Genomic DNA, 15,643 nt, shown 5'->3' with positions numbered 1-15,643 from the left:
GGCCCCTGCGGGCCGCGGCCATGGTGAAGGATGACTCGTTCAGTGCGAGGGCATCACGCGGTGGTGCCTGGCATCGTTGGCCGGCTTGAAGGCCGCAGCTGTCACTCCAGCGGCGACGATGCCGGCGATCCAGGAGGTCCAGGACGCTCCCGTGTGAGTCGTGTACATGCCCATCCACGGGGACACGAACAGCAGGACGCCCAGTGCGCACTGCACGTATTCGAGCCACGGCGTGCCGGGCAACGACAGGTTGAGGACGCCCGACGCGATCAGCAGGATCCCGAACACGAGCATGAGCGAGGTCGACGACGCAGTCTGCGACGTCCACATCGTTGCAAGCGCCGCGTAGAGGCCGCAGATGAGCGCGACGTAGTCCTCCCAGCGCGTCCACTTGTTCATGGGTTGCTCTCCTCCCAACTCTCCACCCCCGGTCCCCCCGGGGGACTCGGTCAGTGCTCGGCTGGTCGGTGCAGATGCGCCGGCGCATGGGCGCTGGCCACTTCCAGTACACGCCGGAGAAAGGCCTCTGTAAAGGGCGGAAGTCCCCTAGCTGCGGGTCAGCTCCTGCGCGTCGAGCGACTCCCCCGCCTGCTCGTCGCCCTGGGTGTGCAGCACCATCACCGGGCAGGAGGCGTGCTCGGCCACGGCCCGGCTCACGGACCCGAGGAGCATCCCCATGAAGCCTCCGAGGCCGCGGGAACCGACCACGAGCATGGTGGCGTCCCGGCTGGCCCGGACGAGGACCTGGGCCGGGCGACCCTGGACCGTGAGCGCCCTCAGGCCCTCAGGCTGGTGCTCCCCGTAGGCCTCCTGGAGCGAAGACTGCAGCACCGTCGCGGCGTCCTCCTCGGGGTTCCAGTCGATGCCGGGGTACGAGACGTAGCCGGCGCTGCTGGCGGGAATGTGCCAGGCCGCGATCGCCGTGATGGGGCCGCCCACCGTGGGTGCGAGCCGCGCGGCCCACTTGAGGGCCTCGATCGAGAGGGGCGAACCGTCGACGCCGACGACAATCCCTTGGACGGGGGCAGGATCCTGTGCTTCGCTCATGGCCAGAGCCTAGGGGCCCCGCTCGCCCGGGGGCTAGGGAACTTGGGCCCCGGTGCACGGCGATGGCGACGCCCGCGAGCGCGCTCCGCAGCTGAGCCGACCCCGGCCCGAGGATCTCCATCCCTCTCCCCACGGCATGAGGTCGGCGGACAGGTTGACGGTGTTCGCCACCGTCAGGAGGACGAGGAGGATTCCGACGGAGCCCTTCCAGTCTGTGCCAGCGCGCCTGCCGCCTGCCGCCCATGGGGTCCCCTCACTCGGCCGGCAGTCCGCGCGCCTCGGGGTCGCGCGGCTCGTGCACCTGGCGCGTGTGCACCTCATGTGTGCCGTGGTCGTGTGTGTCGGGGTCGCCCGTCCCGCGGTCCGGGCTGCCGTCGCCCGGCTCAGCCTCCCGCTCCTGGCTCGCTGCCTCTGTCTCGGGCAGCTTGGTGGGCTCCGGGAAGCGCGAGATGGCGGCCGGCACGGCGAGGAACATCATGATGCAGAGCACGCACAGGACACCTCCGGCCACGAGGGACTGCCACCGGCCGAGCACGACGTCGAAGATCAGCGACGAGGTGCCCATGATGAGCAGGGCGGCCAGGCCGAGGGCCACCTTCGCCGCCCAGGACCCGCTCGCCACGAGGCGGTCCTTCACCTGCTTGCGGAAGAGCCACCGGTGCACGCTCAAGGGCGTGAGCACCACGAGGAGGGCGATCGCCGCGACCACGACCAGCACGAGGTAGAGCGTGCGGGCGTAGTCGTCCAGCGCGGTGAAGCGGGCCTGGAACGGCAGCGTCATGAGGAAGCCCGCAATGAGCTGCAGGCCAGTCTGCAGGATGCGGAGCTCCTGCAGGATCTCAGCCCAGTTGCGGTCCAGCTTCTCCGCATACGTCTCCCGGCGGTGGTAGAGGAGGTGGCGCTGAGACTTGCGCTCGGAGGTCCGCTCAGTGGTTCCGGAGGGCATCGACAAGCTCACTCATGCGCAGGGAGGCGTGCCCTTTCGCGCGCAGCCCCTCGTACATCTGCGGACCTTTGACGCTCGGAGGCGTCCGACTCGCCGGCATTGCCGTTCTCCTTCCACCGCGGGCCGCACCTTCCGACCCGCCTGAGCTGTTGTTTCCCTCTCGATGCCGGGTTCACACCTCTTCAGGACCCCGCCCCCCGTCCCCGACCAGGACGGCCGAGGCCTCGACCGAACGGTCCGTGACCGTGGTGGGGCTCTCGAGATGCACGGCCTGGGAGGGGATGATGCCGGCACCGCCGTAGCGCTCCATCACTCGCCACTGCGCCACAACGTCCTCGCCGGCATGGGCTGCGGGGAGGTCGCGCCAGAACCCGAAGCCGCCGCAGTCCTCGAGGGCCTCCCGGCGGTAGAGCACGCACCCGCCGACCCAGGCCACGCGGTACGGGAGCCACTCGCCTGCCCGCAGCCTGCCGGTGCGGCGCAGGTCCGCTGCGAGGTGGGCCAGATTCGCGGCATTGTGCAGGCGCCAGCGCACGAACCCCGGGGCGCCACGGTCCATCCGCTCGGGCCGCACCGGGCCGTCCCACACCGAGAAGGCCTCGACTTCTTCCGGGCGGGGGTCGTCGAGGTAGGACAGGCCTTGGACGGCCATCCCCACGAACCCGCATCCGAGGGTGCCGAGCGCTTCTCCCAGGGTGCGGACCGCGCCGGGGGCCAGCCAGACGTCGTCGTCCAGGAAGAGCACCCGCGGCGCGGCGGAGGCCTCGAGGAGGAACTGGCGGTGCTCCGCCAGACCCCTCCGCGGGTGGTGCCGGAGGGTGCGGACAGGGCGGCCCTGCGCCTCGAGCAGCCGCAGCATCGCGGCGGCCCCCTCGTGCTCCCAGCCTGCCGCACCGTCGCTCTGGTCGCTGACGACGACGCCGAAGCCGTCCGCGTCCTGGGCAGCGAGCCCGGCCAGGGTGGTGGCCAGCTCGGTGGGGCGGTTGCAGGTCGGGATGAGGACCTCGAGGAGCGGTTCGCCGCTCGGGCTGGGTGCGGCCCAGTCCTCGGGACCGCGGGTCACCGGTCCGCCCTCCTGTCCACAGGGCGGCTGCCCATCGCGCTGCCGGCCTCTGGGTGGTGGCTGTCCCTCGGGCCGCTGGCCTCTGGGTGACTGTCTGTCCGGCGTTCGTCCACCGGGCGGCGGCGCGGGCGTTCGGTCCAGCCGAGGGTCTCGAGCCGCCCGCCGACGGCCGCGACGGCGCCCGCCTCGGCGAGCATGCCCGGAAGGTAGTCGCCGCCCTTGACGTAGACGTCCGGGGCGAGGGCCTCGATGAGCGGCACGGCCGTCTCGGAGTCGAAGACCAGAGCGTGGTCCACGGAGCCGAGGGCCGCGACGACGGCCGCCCTGTCGTCCTCCGCGGCCGACGGCAGGACTCCGTGGAGGCGGTGCGCGGACTGGTCCGAATTGACGCCGACCACGAGCAGGCCGCCCATCCGTGCGGCTTCCTCGAGGAAGGCGGTGTGGCCGCGGTGCAGCCCGTCGAACACCCCGTTGGTGAGGACCACCGCTTGGCCGGCGGACCGGGCGGCGGCCGCGGCCTCGCGGGCCGCCTCGAGCGTGCTGACGCGGCGGGGCGGTTCGCGGCGGAGCGCGGCGGCCAGCCGCTCCCCGGTGCAGGTGCTCGTGCCCGGGAGGCCCACCACGACGTCCGCGGCGGCCTGGCCGACGTCGGCGGCCGCATCGACGGGCAGGCCCAACGCAAGGGCGTACGCGAGCCCGGCCACGAAGGTGTCGCCGGCGCCGACCGCGTTCTGCTCAGGGGCGGGACGGGCGGCCGTGGCGTGCACGCTGCCCGGCGGCCCCAGGAGCACGGTCCCGTCCCGGTCCAAGGTCACGAGGGTGTGTGCAGCTCCGGTCGCGGTGCCGAGTTCGCGCGCATGCCCCTCGGCCCAGGCACGCCGGTCTCCGTGGGGCGCAGGCTCGCCGAGGAGGTCGGCCGCCTCCTGGGCATTGGGCGTCGCGACGTCGGCCCGGAGGCTCGCCCAGTCGTGGAAGCGGCGGGCGTCCACCACGAGCGCGTGCGCTCCCCGGCGGACTGCGCTGCGGTCCAGGGCCGCGAGCGCGCCGAGGCCGTAGTCGCACACCACGACGGCGTCCACCCCCGCCAGCGCGGCGAGGGAACGGTCCGAGACCTCGCGGGCCTCGTCCTCGTCAGCACGGCGGCACGAATCCACCCTGAGGAGCAGCTGGCCCCCGGCGAGCATCCTGGACTTCACCGACGTGGACCGGCCGGCACGCCGCACGAGCGTTCCCTCGGTGCTGACCCCTGCCCGGTCCAGGCACACGGAGAGCGCGGCGCCTGGTTCGTCGTCGCCCGCCACCCCGGCGAGCACCACCTCCGCGCCGAGCGCGGCGAGGTTCATGGCGGTGTTCCCCGCCCCTCCCGGAGCGTCGACGACGCGGGCCACGTCAAGCACCGGAACGGGCCCCTCGCGGCAGAGCCGTTCGGCGCCGCCCTCGCACCAACGGTCGAGGAGCACGTCCCCGAGCACGAGGATCTTGGGGCGGCGGCGGCCGAGGGCAGCGAGGATCTCTGCGGCGTCCACCTCAGATCACCAGGCCGGGCCCGGGCCGGGAGACCACGGGCGGTTCGAGGTGGATCACCTTGGGCCGGCTCAGCTCGTCCAGCAGGCGTGGGCCGAAGCCCACCGGGCTGCCGGTCTGCGGGAGGCCCGGGGCATCGGTCCCGGTGGCTCCCTGGGCGACGCCGTTGACCACCACCGTGCCCACCGGCAGCTCGGCCGCCGCGATCTGCGCATGGGCGATGTCCCGGGTGAGGACCGTTGCAGAGGCACCGCAGGGGCAGTGCGCGGCCTCGGCGATCGCCTCGCCGAAGCTTCCCACCCGGATGACGGCGGCCACGGGACCGCGGACTTCTTCGGTGAAGCCCTCCAAGGTCGCGGCGGGGCCGGTGAGGATGGTCGGCGGGTAGTAGGAGCCCGATCCGTCGGGGATCGCGCCGCCGGCGATGCGCAGGGCGCCTCGGTCCAGGGCCTGGGCCACCACGCGGTGGACGTCCTTCCGCGCTCGGGCGTCGACGAGCGGACCGAGCCGCTCGCCGGACGTCCATTGCCGGGCCTGGCCGGCGAAGGCCTCGAGGAAGTCGTCGGCGATGTCCTCGAGCACGTAGATCCGGCTCGCCGCGGAGCGCAGCTGGCCCGCGTGCCGGAAGGCGGCCTCCGCGGCACTCGCAGCGGCCCAGCCGGGATCCACCTCCCGGTCCACGATGAACACGCCGTTGCCCGGCCTGCCGCGGACCAGATGGGCACCCGTCGCGCACGCGGACTGGGTCAGGCTGTCCGCCGCCTCCGAGGACCCGATGTGGACGATCGCGTCGACGCGCAGGTCCTCGGCGAGGGCCGCGCCCACGGCGCCGCTGCCGGTCACGGTGCCGATCACCCCGGCGGGGACCGCGGAGGCGAAGAGCCGTCCGAGTCGCCGGCCGAGCGCGGGGCAGCGGCCGCTCGGCTTGAGGACCACGGCGTTGCCTGCGGCGAGGGACGCGCCGACGACGGCGCAGGCCACCGCCACGGGGTCGTCCCAGGACGTCAGGCCGAGCACGACTCCGCGGGGTTCGAAGACCGTGAAGTCGAGCCCCGAGAACGCCCCGGCGAGACTCGGGCCCGAACGGAGCAGGCCCAGCTCTGCGAAGCGCCGGAGCGCCTCGGCTCCCGAGCGCACGCCCTCCAGGGCGTCGTCGAAGAGGCGGCCTGTCTCCCGGGAGTTCAGGTCGGCGAGCTCGTGGGCCGCCGATTCGACGGCTGCGGCGATCTCGCGCAGAGCCGTGGAGCGTTCCGCCTGCGGCGTGCGTCGCCACAGCGCTGACGCCCGGCGCGCCGACTGGAGCGCGCTCTCGACCCGCTGTGCCTCAGGCGCGGCGAGTGCTCCTGCCTCTGCCTCCGTCTCCGTCCCGGAGGCTGCGCCTCCTGTTGCTGCGTCGGCTCCGGATGCGTCCGTTCCGAAGGCGTCGTCTCCCGATGGGTGCGGCGCACCCGCGTAGTCTGCCTTGCCCGGCAGGACAGCGCTCATGTCGACCTCCTGTACAACGTCTATCGGCCTACTACCCCTGCCCACCTCTCCCAAGCGACCCCTTCGGGAGACTTCTCGGGGTCGTTTGCGCGCGGGCCCGGGGGGTAGCGGATCCGCACGGAGCCGACTGCGGCCGGGGTCCGCGGAGGTTCGGGGCCCCGCCTGGGAGCGCGCGGCCGGAGGTCCGCCGCCGGACGTCCCGACGCAGGTGGCGCCGCCGGCGCGGCCGGCGTCGGCCTACCAGAACACGGAGAGATTCAAGGAGACACGATGGCGCGAGCCGCCCACGGAGAGGACCAGCCCTTCGACGGCGTGGACCGGATCGCGGTGCTCCGGGGCGGCGGGATCGGAGACCTGCTCTCGGTCCTCCCCGCCCTCGAGGCCCTGGCAGAGACCTACCAGCCCGCACACCTCACGCTGCTCACGACCCCGCTGCTGGCGGCGCTGCTCGAGGGCCGTCCTGGCCCGTGGGACCGCGTCATCGTCGTCCCGACCTTCCCCGACGCGCCGGACGCGTCGGGGCACACGTGGCGGGATGACCCGCGCACCGCTGACATCGTCGCTGCGCTGCGGGCCGAGGGGCTCGGGCTCGCTGCCCAGCTGCATGGCGGCGGCAAGAACTCGAACCCTTTCGTCCTCGCCCTGGGCGCCGCCCACACGGTCGGCTGCTCGACCCCGGACGCGGACCCGCTCGACCGCCAGTTGGCGCACCTCTACTACCAGCGCGAGGTGGACCGCTGGCTCGAGGTCGTCTCGCTCGCGGGGGCTGAGACGGCGCATCTCGAGCCCCGGCTGGCTGCCGTTCCTGCCGACGCCGACGCTGCCGCTCCCTGGCTGCAGACGGAGGCAAGGGGCCTCGTCGTCGTCCATCCGGGCGCGAGCGATCCGCGGCGCCGCTGGCCTGGGGCACGGTTCGCCCACGTGGCGGCGGCCCTCGCTGAGGAGGGCTGGCAGGTCCTCGTGGTGGGCGATCCGGACGAGCGCGGGCTCGCCGAAGGGATCGCGCACGACGCCGCGCGGGCGGCTCCCAGCGCCGCGCACCTCATCGGGTCGGCGGCCGGGCGGACGGACCTGCACGGGCTCGTGGGCCTCCTCGACGCGGCGCAGCTCGTGGTCGCCAATGACAGCGGTCCGCGGCACCTCGCGCAGGCGCTCGGGACCCCGACCGCGTCCGTGTACTGGGGCCCCAATCTGGTCAATGCGGGACCGCGCCAGCGGAGGATGCACCGGGTGCAGATCTCGTGGCGCCAGCTGTGCCCGGTGTGCGGGGCGGATGGCACCGACCCCTTCGGCAGGTCCTGCGACCACTCCGAGCCATGGGTCTCCGACGTCCCGGTCGAGGGCGTCCTGGCCGACGCGAGGGCCCTCCTCGCTGGGCAGTAGGCAGCACTCCCCCGGCCCCTCACGGGTGTCACCCCCGTCGGCGCTCAAGGTGCCGCATTCCCGTGTCAGCCCGCAACGCCGCCGAGAGCACCGGCCCCAGCGCACCCGGAGCCACTCCCTGCGGCCGCGCCAGATCATTGAGCTCCCATTCCAGCCGCAGCCACTCCGGCGGCTCCGGCGGGACCCAGCCAGACGCGCCGTCGTCCGGCAGGCGGCCTACGGCCAGGAATCCTCCATGGAACCGGCCACGAGCAGCTCGCGGACCTCGCAGCCGCGCGGCTGCGAGAGGGCGAAGAGCACCGAGCGGGCCACATCCGAGGGCCGGTTGAGGGTGCTGCGGTCGTGCGGCTTGTACTCCTCGGGCCGGTCATCGAAGAAGGCCGTGTCCATGCCGCCGGGGATGAGCGTGGTCACGCCCACCTTCCCCTTCAGCTCAGCGGCAAGGGCCCTGCTGAAGCCGATCACCCCGAACTTGGAGGCGCAGTAGGCCGTGGCCCCCGCAGCGCCGCGGAGGCCGAGGGTCGATGCCACCGTCACCACCCGGCCGTGCGACTCGAGCAGATGCGGGACGGCGGCGCGCACCACGGCGGCCGTCCCGAGGAGGTTCACGCGCAGCACGCGCTCCCATTCGTCGGCGGGCACCTCCGCGAGTTCGCCGCAGCGGTCGATGCCTGCGGCGCACACCACCGCATCGAGCCCGCCGGCCTCCTCGACGGCGCGGGCGACGGCGGCCTCCGCCTCCTCGCGCACCGAGAGGTCCGCGACCACCCCGGCCACGCCCTCGGGTGCAGGCTGCCGGTCGACGACGATCGGCCGCGCCCCCTGCCCCGCCGCGGCGTCGACGATCGCCGCGCCGAGGCCCGAGGCGCCCCCGGTCACGAGGATCCGGGCGCCGCGGAGTGGCCCCTGGCTGGCCTGGTCGGCCTCGTGGCTGATGCGTGTACTCGTGGTGGTCATGGGAGTCCTTCCGGTTCAGTGGTGATGGTCAGTGGTCTGTCGTCGCCCGGCGTCAGCCGAGCCCCGCGATCGCGGAGGCGAGGCCCGTCGTCGACCGTCCCGGCTCGAGCGGGACGGTGACGACGTCGCCGCCCCACTCCCGCAGGAGTGCGGTCTCGGGCAGCCGGTCCGCGTCGTAGTCGGCGCCCTTGACCCAGACGTCCGGGCGGAGCGCCTTGAGCAGCTGCTCCGGTGTGTCCTCGGAGAAGACCTCCACGGCGTCCACGCAGCTGAGCCCGAGGAGCAGGTCCACCCGATCGGCCTGGGACATGAGCGGGCGGCAGTCGCCCTTGAGACGCCGGATCGACTCGTCCGAGTTGAGGCACACGATGAGGCAGTCGCCCAGGTCGCGGGCCGCCTCGAGGAGCCGGAGGTGGCCGGCGTGCAGGAGGTCGAAGCAGCCGCCCGCTGCGACCACGCGCCCGCCGGTGGACTGGACGCGCCGGGCAAGGGCGAAGGCCGCGCTCTCCTCCTGCTCCTCCCCCACGGCCAGCGCCTCCGAGACGTCGCCAGAGGCCGCGGGGGGCAGGGGCATCTGGCCGCCCTCGAGCGAGGAGACCCCGCCCCCGCCGAGGAACTCCACCGCCCCGGAGATGGCCGCCTCGACCGCGCGCTCCAGTCCGTGCCCAGAGGCGAGCGCGACCGCGAGCGAGGCGGCGAAGCGGTCCCCCGCGCCGCACGAGTCCTCGATCCGCAGCCCCGCAGCCGGGGCCGCGATGTGGGTGTCGGCGTCGGGCCCGCACACGAGGGCGCCCCGCTCGGCCAGGGTGACCACGACGGCCTCCGCGTTCCAGCGCTGCCGCAGCCGCCCCGCGGCGGTCGCCACGGCGCCGAGTCCATTGACCGCCCGCCCGGAGAAGGCCAGCAGTTCGGGCAGGTTCGGCGTCACGGCGGCGGCCTTGGAGACCGGCCGGGCACCTTGCGGGTGGGGGTCCCAGACCACGGGGACGTGCCGGGCCGCGGATTCGATCGCCGCGCGGAGGGTGGGGGCTTCCGCGAGCCGCCTGCCGTAGTCGGCGACCACGATCGCGTCCGCACCGGCGATCCGCTCGAGCATCACCTCGTCGACCAGGGGGAACGGCTTCTGGCCGCAGCCCTCGTCGATCCGTGCGACCCTCTGGCCGTCCGCGATGACCCGCATCTTGACCGGCGTCGGGCCGCCGAGCGCCCCGGCGGTCACGCGCACCCCGCTGAGCAGGGCGCGGAGGCGCGCCGCCGCCTGGTCGTTGGAGAGGGCGGTGACGAGGTCGACGTCGTGCCCGTCCTCCGCGAGCATCGTCGCCACGAGGCCGGCACCCCCCGCGCGCTCGAGCCGGCGGCCCACTTCGACGACGGGAGCGGGGGCGTCCGGGCAGAGACGGCTCGCGTGGCCGTGCAGGTCGATGTCCATGAGGGTGTCTCCCACCACGGCAAGTCTCATCTGGGGTCCCTTCCTGGGATGCTCCGGCCGGCCCGGGGCCGCGGCGCCGGGGTATCTGCGATGCACGCGTCGAAGCACGCGCAGAGGGCGTGGATCGCCACGAGCTGCGACTCCTGGACGTGGCAGTTCCTTCCATCGAGGAGCACAGCCTCGTCCACCGCTGAGGAGAGCGGATTGGGTCCCGGGCCGGTCATGGCCCAGCTGACCGCCCCGACCTCCCGCGCCGCCGCGGCTGCGCTGAGGAGGTTGGGGCTCTTCCCGGAGGTGGAGAGGAGCACGACGACGTCGCCCTGCCTGGCATGCGCCCTGACCTGCCGGGCGAAGACCTCGTCGTAGCCGTAGTCGTTCCCGATCGCCGTCATCGCCGAGGTGTCCCCGTGGAGGGCGATCGCCGAGAACGGTGCCCGCTCGCCGTCGTACCTCCCCACGAGCTCGGCCGTGAGGTGTTGCGCCTCGGCCGCGGAGCCGCCGTTGCCGGCCACGAGGAGCCTGCCGCCGTGGGAGAGCCGCTGGGCCAGCTCATGCCCCCACCGGGCCAGCACGAGGGAGTGGCGCTCGAGCACCTCGAGGGCCACTATGGACTCCGCGATGTGGGCGGCCACACTGCGTGCGAGCGCAGCGGTGGGGTCGCTGGCGCCCCGGCCGCGCTGGGCGGCGGAGCGGAAGGCGGCGCTCCCTGCGCCGGGTACGGGCCCCAGGGCCGCCCAGGAGCGGGGCGCGGTCCGCGCGGCGTCCAGTCCTCGGTGAGCAGCACACATCCTCAGGCCCCCTCCTCGACGCGGCGCAGCCTGCGCCGGGACCGCAGGACATCCGGCTCCGGCTGCTGCCAGTGCTCGCGCATCACCCGGTAGATGCGCTCGGTGTCCGAGGCCACCTTGTCCCACGTGTAGCGGCTCCGTGCGCGCTCGATCCCCGCGGCGCCGAGGGCCGCCCGGCGCTGCGGATCGTCGGCGAGCGCGGACACGGCGTCGGCGAGCGCCACGGGGTCCCTGGGCGGGACGTGGAGGCCCGTGACGCCGTCGACCGTGGTCTCGGCGAGCCCGCCCACGGCCGCCACGATCGTGGGGACTCCGCAGGCCATGGCCTCGAGCGGGACGATGCCGAAGGGCTCGTACCAGGGGCAGCAGACCACGGCGTCGAGGCTGCGCATGAGCTCGGGCATGGCGTCGCGGGCGACCTGGCCGGTGAAGATGATCTGGCTGCCGATCCCGAGGGATTCGGCGAGGTCGCGCAGGCGCCGCGCCTCCGGGTCCTCGGCGACGCGCTCCTTGGCCACGGAGCCGCCGACCACGAGGAGCTCGATGTCCCGGCGCCCGGACTCGGCGAGGAGGGCGAGCGCACGGATCACCGTGTCCACGCCCTTGCGGGGCACGAGGCGGCCGATCGTGGCGATCCGGAACCGCTGTCCCCGGGTCCGTGCCGGTCCGTCCGGGGTGAAGAGGCCGGTGTCCACGCCACAGGGCGCGATCGAGATGTGCCGCCGGCTCACGCCCATGGAGCGCAGCTCGAAGGCCTCGTCGGGGCACGTGGCGATGACGCGGTCCACCGACCGCGCGACCCACGGTTCGAGGGTCTCGCGCTCGGGCGGGCTCGTGTCCTCGACCCCCTGGTGGCGGCGCTTGACCACGCCCAGCGCGTGGAAGGTCTCTGCCACGACGGGCGGGGTGAGGCCGAGGCGCTGCACCTTGTCCGCCGCCTCGATGCACGCGACGCCGGACATCCAGAAGTGCCCGTGGACCACGTCGGGGGTGTCCTGCGCCCAGTACTCGCTGATCCGGTCCGCAAGTTCGGGGATGTAGGGCAGCAGCCTGTCCTTGGGAACGGCGCGTGCGGGCCCGGCGTCGACGTTGACGAGGGCGACGCCGGTGGGCAGCATCTGCTCCCAGTGGAGCCTGTTGCTGTCGCGCCGCGTGAACACGGTGACGGCGTGCCCGCGGCGGACGAGCGCCGCGGAGAGCTCAGCGACGTGCACGTTCTGCCCTCCCGCGTCCTCGCCCCCGATGGCCGCGAGCGGACTCGCGTGCTCAGAGACCATGGCGATCTTCATCGTTGTGCTCCTTTCAGCGTGCTCGCACCGCGCCTACCGTCCGCGGCCTCCGCGAGCACCTGGTCCCACGCAGCGTGGAACCGGTCCAGTCCGTAGCGGGCCAGGGCGGCCTCGCGGGCGTTCAGCCCAGCCTCGACGGCCTCGTCCGGGTGGGCGAGCAGCCGGCGTGCGGCAGCGAGGAGTTCCTTCGGGTCGGAACTGACGCAGCCGGCGCCCGGGGGCACGGCGCGCCAGGCTTCCGTGGAGCCCACCACGAGCACCGGCAGTCCGAGGAACATCGCCTCGATGAGGGCAAGTCCCAGGGAGGTCCAGCGGAAGGGATGGAGGTAGGCGCGGCGGCGGCCGAGCTCGGCGTGCAGCGTCCCGGAGGGCAGGTCACCGGCCCAGCTCAGGCGGTCGGGCCCCAGGCCTGTGGCGTCCTCGAGGCCGCCGCCGCCCATGCCGAAGACGTCGACGGGTGCTGCCTCGGAGAAGACGGGCAGCAGGTCCGTGCCGGCCACCCGGCGGCGCCGGACGGGCTCGTTCACTGCGACCCCGAGCCTCTCGAGCTCGCCGGTGTAGCGCAGGCCGGGGTCGTTGACCCCGTGCTCGACCACGAGCACGGGCGCGTGGCCGCAGTCCCACATGAGCGCGTTGAAGTGGGTGACGTGCACGATCGGAATGTCGGTCTGGTCGGCGAGCGGGTGCCGGCTCTCCGGGACGGAGCCTTTGGGGGTGTTGTGCTCGACGAATACCGCGGGGATGTCGATCCCGGGCCGCAGGCCCGTCAGGGACTGGACCAGCCCGATCTCCTCGGTGCGCTGGAGCACGACGGCGTCGATCTCGCCCCCGCGGACCGCGAGCTCCTCGGCCGTGGCCTCCACAGCGCGCGGCCAGGGCCTGCCCGCGAGGCCCAGCCCCCAGGGCCCGCGCTCGGCGTCGACGGGGACCACGTATTCGTGCGCGCCGCGGACGAATCCGTCCATCCAGCCGCCGTGGACGTGCCACACCAGGATGCGCATCAGGCCACCGCCCCGGTCTGGGCCGCGAGCAGGTCCTGCACGGCCTCGACGACCTGCTCGGCCAGCACGCCGGCCAGGCACGGATGGCCCGGGAGCGGGCAGATCCGCGCACGGGTGCCGGCGCAGGCCGCCCCCTGGTCGCCGAGCAGGACGGTGGGCGCCCCCCTCGGCCGCCAGACCTCGGCGGGCACCACGGGGGCGAAGAGGCTCACCACGGGCGTGCGGACGGCGGCCGCGAGGTGCGCGGGGCCGGTGTTGCCGGCGACGACGACGCTGGCGCCTTCGAGCACGTCCACGAGGCCGGGCAGGCCCGTGCGTCCCCCGAGGTCGATCCCGTGGGAGCCCGCCACGCGGGCGGTCAGCGCGCGCTCGTCCGGTCCGCCCGTGACCAGCACCCGCAGGCCCGTGGCGGCGAGCTGCTCGACCAGCTCCGCGGCGTTCTCGGCGGGCCAGGACCGTGCGGGCGCGTCGGCCCCTGGGTGCACCACGACGTAGGGGCCGTCGGGACGGAGCCCGCTGCGGTGCTGGGGCACGAGGGCGGGCAGGCCGTCGTCGTCGGCCGGTAGCGGGAAGCCCGCCGCGGCGGCGATGCCGAGTGCCCTGTCCACCTCATGGGCCTCCCAGGGGAGTTCGCGCGAGGTCACCCGCACGTCGAGCAGCGAGCCCGGGTAGTCCTCCGAGAGCGCTGTGATCCGCGGGACCCCGCAGAGCCGCAGCTCGAGGGCGAGGGGCAGGGGCGACTGGTGGAAGGAGGTGAAGATGACGGCCTCGTCGGGGGCGATGTCCGCGACAAGCCGCTCGAGCCGGCGGAGGTTCCGCGGGGTCGCCTCCGGCGCCGGGTTGCCGATCCAGGGGCAGTCCCATTCGCGGGTGTGGCGCACCTGAGGCAGCAGGCGGGCCGCGCCGGTCCCGCGGGGCCCGGTGAGCAGGTAGGGCTCCGCATGGGCCGCGATCGCCCGGATGGCGGGGCCGGCCATGACCACGTCCCCGAGGCTGTCGAGCCGGACGGCGAGGACGCGCCTCACGCCGCGCTCCCGAGGGGCGGGGCGCCCGGGTCGAGCCGGGTGCTGTGCGCCAGCTCGGCTCCCAGGGCGAGCATGACGGCGGACGAGAGGTCCCCGGCGACCGTGGGCGCGTCGAGGATTTCGGGGCGGAGGGTGATGGGCGTGGGGACCATGATCCCGCGCGAGCCGGCGCGGCGGGCCGCCTCCATGTCCTTGCCGATGTCGCCGATGACCACGGCGTCCTCCGGCCGGATCCCGAGGTCCCGGCAGGCCGCGAGCACGAGGCCGGGCTTGGGCTTGCGGCATTCGCACCGGTCCTCGGGGGCGTGCGGGCAGACCTGCCAGGTGTCGAACGGGCCGAGGATCTCCTCGATGCGGGCGTTGACGGCCCGGAGCTCGTGCTCGGCGATGAGGCCGAGGCCCACCCCGGCCTGGTTGGTCACGACGCCGCAGGCGATGCCGAGTGCGCGGAGGCGGCGGAGCGTCTGGAGCGCGCCGGGCATCGGGACCACGAGGTCGGGGTCCGTGTTGTAGGGGACGTCCGCGACGAGCGTCCCGTCGCGGTCGAAGAGGATTGCGGACGGTACCGGCCGCCGCTCCCTCTCGCCATCGGTCTTCCTCATAGGAGAAGCAGTGCCCCTGCAGCAGTACACTAAACGGAACTAACACGACTTCTTCTCCTCCTCCTTCTCCCAAAATCGCTCAAGCCGCGGGCGTACGCCATCCCACACTCAGGGAGCAGCCGTGGCACAGCGCGCAATGAAGCCGACCGTCCTCGCCCTGCGGGCGCTCAAGCTGGGCGACCTCCTCGTCGCCGTCCCGGCGCTCCGGGGCCTCCGCCGGGCCTTCCCCGACCACGAGCTCGTGCTCGCTGCCCCGCGCTGGCTCGCGCCGATCGTCCCCCTCATCGGCGGGATCAACGCGCTGCTGCCGACGCCGGGCCTCGACCACCCGCTCGCGTGGCGCCGCCCGGTGGACGTGGCCGTCAACCTGCACGGGAACGGGCCCGAGAGCAGGGGTCGGCTCGATGCGCTGAAGCCCACCTACCGGATCGGCCACGCGGCGCCCGGATGGGCCGGCCCCGAATGGGACGACTTCCTCCACGAGCGGGACCGCTGGGTGCGCCTGCTGACGTGGAACGGCATCGTGGCCGACTCCTCCGACTTCCGGTTGTGCCCGCCCGAGACGCCGGCACCGGTGGAGCGGGCCACGATCATCCACGTGGGCGCCGCGTACGGCAGCAGGCGCTGGCCCATCGAGCGGTTCGCGGACGTCGCGACCGTGCTCTCCCTGCGGGGCCACCAGGTGGTGGTCACCGGTGGGCCGGACGACGTCTTCCGCGCCTCGGCGGTGGTCAAGGCCGCAGGGCTGCATGCCTCAGCCTGCGTGGCCGGGCGCTGGGAGCTCGATGCGTTCGCCGCCGCGATCGCCGCGGCGCGGGCCGTGATCACCGCGGACACCTCGGCGGCCCATCTGGCCACGGCCTACGGCACCCCCTCGGTGGTGATGTTCGGGCCGGCGGCCCCGGAGCAGTGGGGGCCGCCCGCGGAGGGCCCGCACGTCGTCCTCACGGATCCGCGGGTGCGCGTGGGCGATCCCTTCGCCGCGGACCCCGATCCTGCACTGCTCGCCGTCCTGCCCGGCCACGTCCTCGACGCGCTGGAGGGGTTGGAAGAGGACGACGCCGCCGGCCAGGAGGGCGGGCAGGTCGCCTTCAGCTAGGGCCG

Annotated in this window: 15 protein-coding genes; 2 read left to right on the top strand and 13 right to left on the bottom strand. The window is 74.0% G+C overall.

Going from position 1 to position 15,643, the window contains the following annotated elements; all coding sequences use genetic code 11:
* Positions 1-39: 39 nt before the first annotated feature.
* The 6 genes from J2W20_RS14505 to J2W20_RS14480 form a co-directional block, all read right to left on the bottom strand.
* Positions 40-399 carry an SPW repeat protein gene (locus tag J2W20_RS14505; protein ID WP_307007398.1) on the bottom strand — a complete coding sequence of 120 codons (360 nt, stop codon included), beginning with the start codon at positions 397-399 and terminating at the stop codon, positions 40-42.
* A 147-nt stretch (positions 400-546) separates the two neighbouring features.
* Positions 547-1,047 carry a universal stress protein gene (locus tag J2W20_RS14500; protein WP_307007397.1) on the bottom strand — a complete coding sequence of 167 codons (501 nt, stop codon included), beginning with the start codon at positions 1,045-1,047 and terminating at the stop codon, positions 547-549.
* 253 nt (positions 1,048-1,300) lie between these two features.
* A complete protein-coding gene (locus J2W20_RS14495; RefSeq protein ID WP_307007396.1) occupies positions 1,301-1,993 on the bottom strand; it encodes a DUF6328 family protein in 693 nt (230 codons plus the stop codon).
* A gap of 172 nt (positions 1,994-2,165) precedes the next feature.
* Positions 2,166-3,056 (bottom strand): glycosyltransferase, encoded by an 891-nt coding sequence (locus J2W20_RS14490; RefSeq protein WP_307007395.1) that lies wholly within the window; start codon positions 3,054-3,056, stop codon positions 2,166-2,168.
* Positions 3,053-4,582: a PfkB family carbohydrate kinase gene (locus J2W20_RS14485; RefSeq protein ID WP_307007394.1), complete on the bottom strand. Its 1,530-nt coding sequence runs from the start codon at positions 4,580-4,582 to the stop codon at positions 3,053-3,055. Before J2W20_RS14485 ends, J2W20_RS14490 begins: the two co-directional genes overlap by 4 nt.
* A 1-nt stretch (position 4,583) precedes the next feature.
* The gene (locus J2W20_RS14480; protein WP_307007393.1) at positions 4,584-6,065 is read right to left on the bottom strand and encodes an aldehyde dehydrogenase family protein; all 1,482 of its coding nucleotides are present in this window, start codon (positions 6,063-6,065) and stop codon (positions 4,584-4,586) included.
* A 270-nt stretch (positions 6,066-6,335) separates the two neighbouring features.
* Between J2W20_RS14480 and J2W20_RS14475 the strand changes: the two genes are divergently transcribed.
* Positions 6,336-7,448 carry a glycosyltransferase family 9 protein gene (locus J2W20_RS14475; protein ID WP_307007392.1) on the top strand — a complete coding sequence of 371 codons (1,113 nt, stop codon included), beginning with the start codon at positions 6,336-6,338 and terminating at the stop codon, positions 7,446-7,448.
* Positions 7,449-7,664: 216 nt separating this feature from the next.
* Here the strand turns inward: J2W20_RS14475 and J2W20_RS14470 are convergent, their stop codons facing one another.
* Genes J2W20_RS14470 through J2W20_RS14440 form a run of 7 tightly spaced genes read right to left on the bottom strand, consistent with a single transcriptional unit; the run spans position 7,665 to position 14,539 of the window.
* Entirely contained in the window at positions 7,665-8,405 is a 741-nt protein-coding gene (locus J2W20_RS14470) for an SDR family oxidoreductase (protein WP_307007391.1), read from the bottom strand.
* A 52-nt stretch (positions 8,406-8,457) separates the two neighbouring features.
* A complete protein-coding gene (locus J2W20_RS14465; RefSeq protein WP_307007390.1) occupies positions 8,458-9,864 on the bottom strand; it encodes a PfkB family carbohydrate kinase in 1,407 nt (468 codons plus the stop codon).
* The gene (locus J2W20_RS14460; RefSeq protein WP_307007389.1) at positions 9,861-10,622 is read right to left on the bottom strand and encodes a D-sedoheptulose-7-phosphate isomerase; all 762 of its coding nucleotides are present in this window, start codon (positions 10,620-10,622) and stop codon (positions 9,861-9,863) included. The genes J2W20_RS14465 and J2W20_RS14460 overlap by 4 nt, the downstream gene beginning before the upstream one ends.
* 2 nt (positions 10,623-10,624) lie before the next feature.
* Positions 10,625-11,911, bottom strand: coding sequence for a glycosyltransferase (locus tag J2W20_RS14455; RefSeq protein ID WP_307007388.1), 1,287 nt, complete (start codon positions 11,909-11,911; stop codon positions 10,625-10,627).
* Entirely contained in the window at positions 11,908-12,912 is a 1,005-nt protein-coding gene (locus tag J2W20_RS14450; protein WP_307007387.1) for a glycosyltransferase, read from the bottom strand. Before J2W20_RS14450 ends, J2W20_RS14455 begins: the two co-directional genes overlap by 4 nt.
* The gene (locus J2W20_RS14445; protein WP_307007386.1) at positions 12,912-13,937 is read right to left on the bottom strand and encodes a glycosyltransferase family 9 protein; all 1,026 of its coding nucleotides are present in this window, start codon (positions 13,935-13,937) and stop codon (positions 12,912-12,914) included. The genes J2W20_RS14450 and J2W20_RS14445 overlap by 1 nt, the downstream gene beginning before the upstream one ends.
* A complete protein-coding gene (locus J2W20_RS14440) occupies positions 13,934-14,539 on the bottom strand; it encodes a D-glycero-alpha-D-manno-heptose-1,7-bisphosphate 7-phosphatase (RefSeq protein WP_307007385.1) in 606 nt (201 codons plus the stop codon). The genes J2W20_RS14445 and J2W20_RS14440 overlap by 4 nt, the downstream gene beginning before the upstream one ends.
* A 136-nt stretch (positions 14,540-14,675) precedes the next feature.
* On the opposite strand from J2W20_RS14440, the gene J2W20_RS14435 reads away from it, so the two are divergent.
* On the top strand, positions 14,676-15,638 hold the full coding sequence (locus tag J2W20_RS14435; RefSeq protein ID WP_307007427.1) for a glycosyltransferase family 9 protein: 963 nt from the start codon (positions 14,676-14,678) through the stop codon (positions 15,636-15,638).
* Positions 15,639-15,643 lie beyond the last annotated feature (5 nt).

It is taken from the genome of Sinomonas atrocyanea (assembly GCF_030812675.1).
Classification (GTDB): domain Bacteria; phylum Actinomycetota; class Actinomycetes; order Actinomycetales; family Micrococcaceae; genus Sinomonas; species Sinomonas atrocyanea_B.
This window is presented reverse-complemented; position numbering and strand designations above follow the sequence as displayed.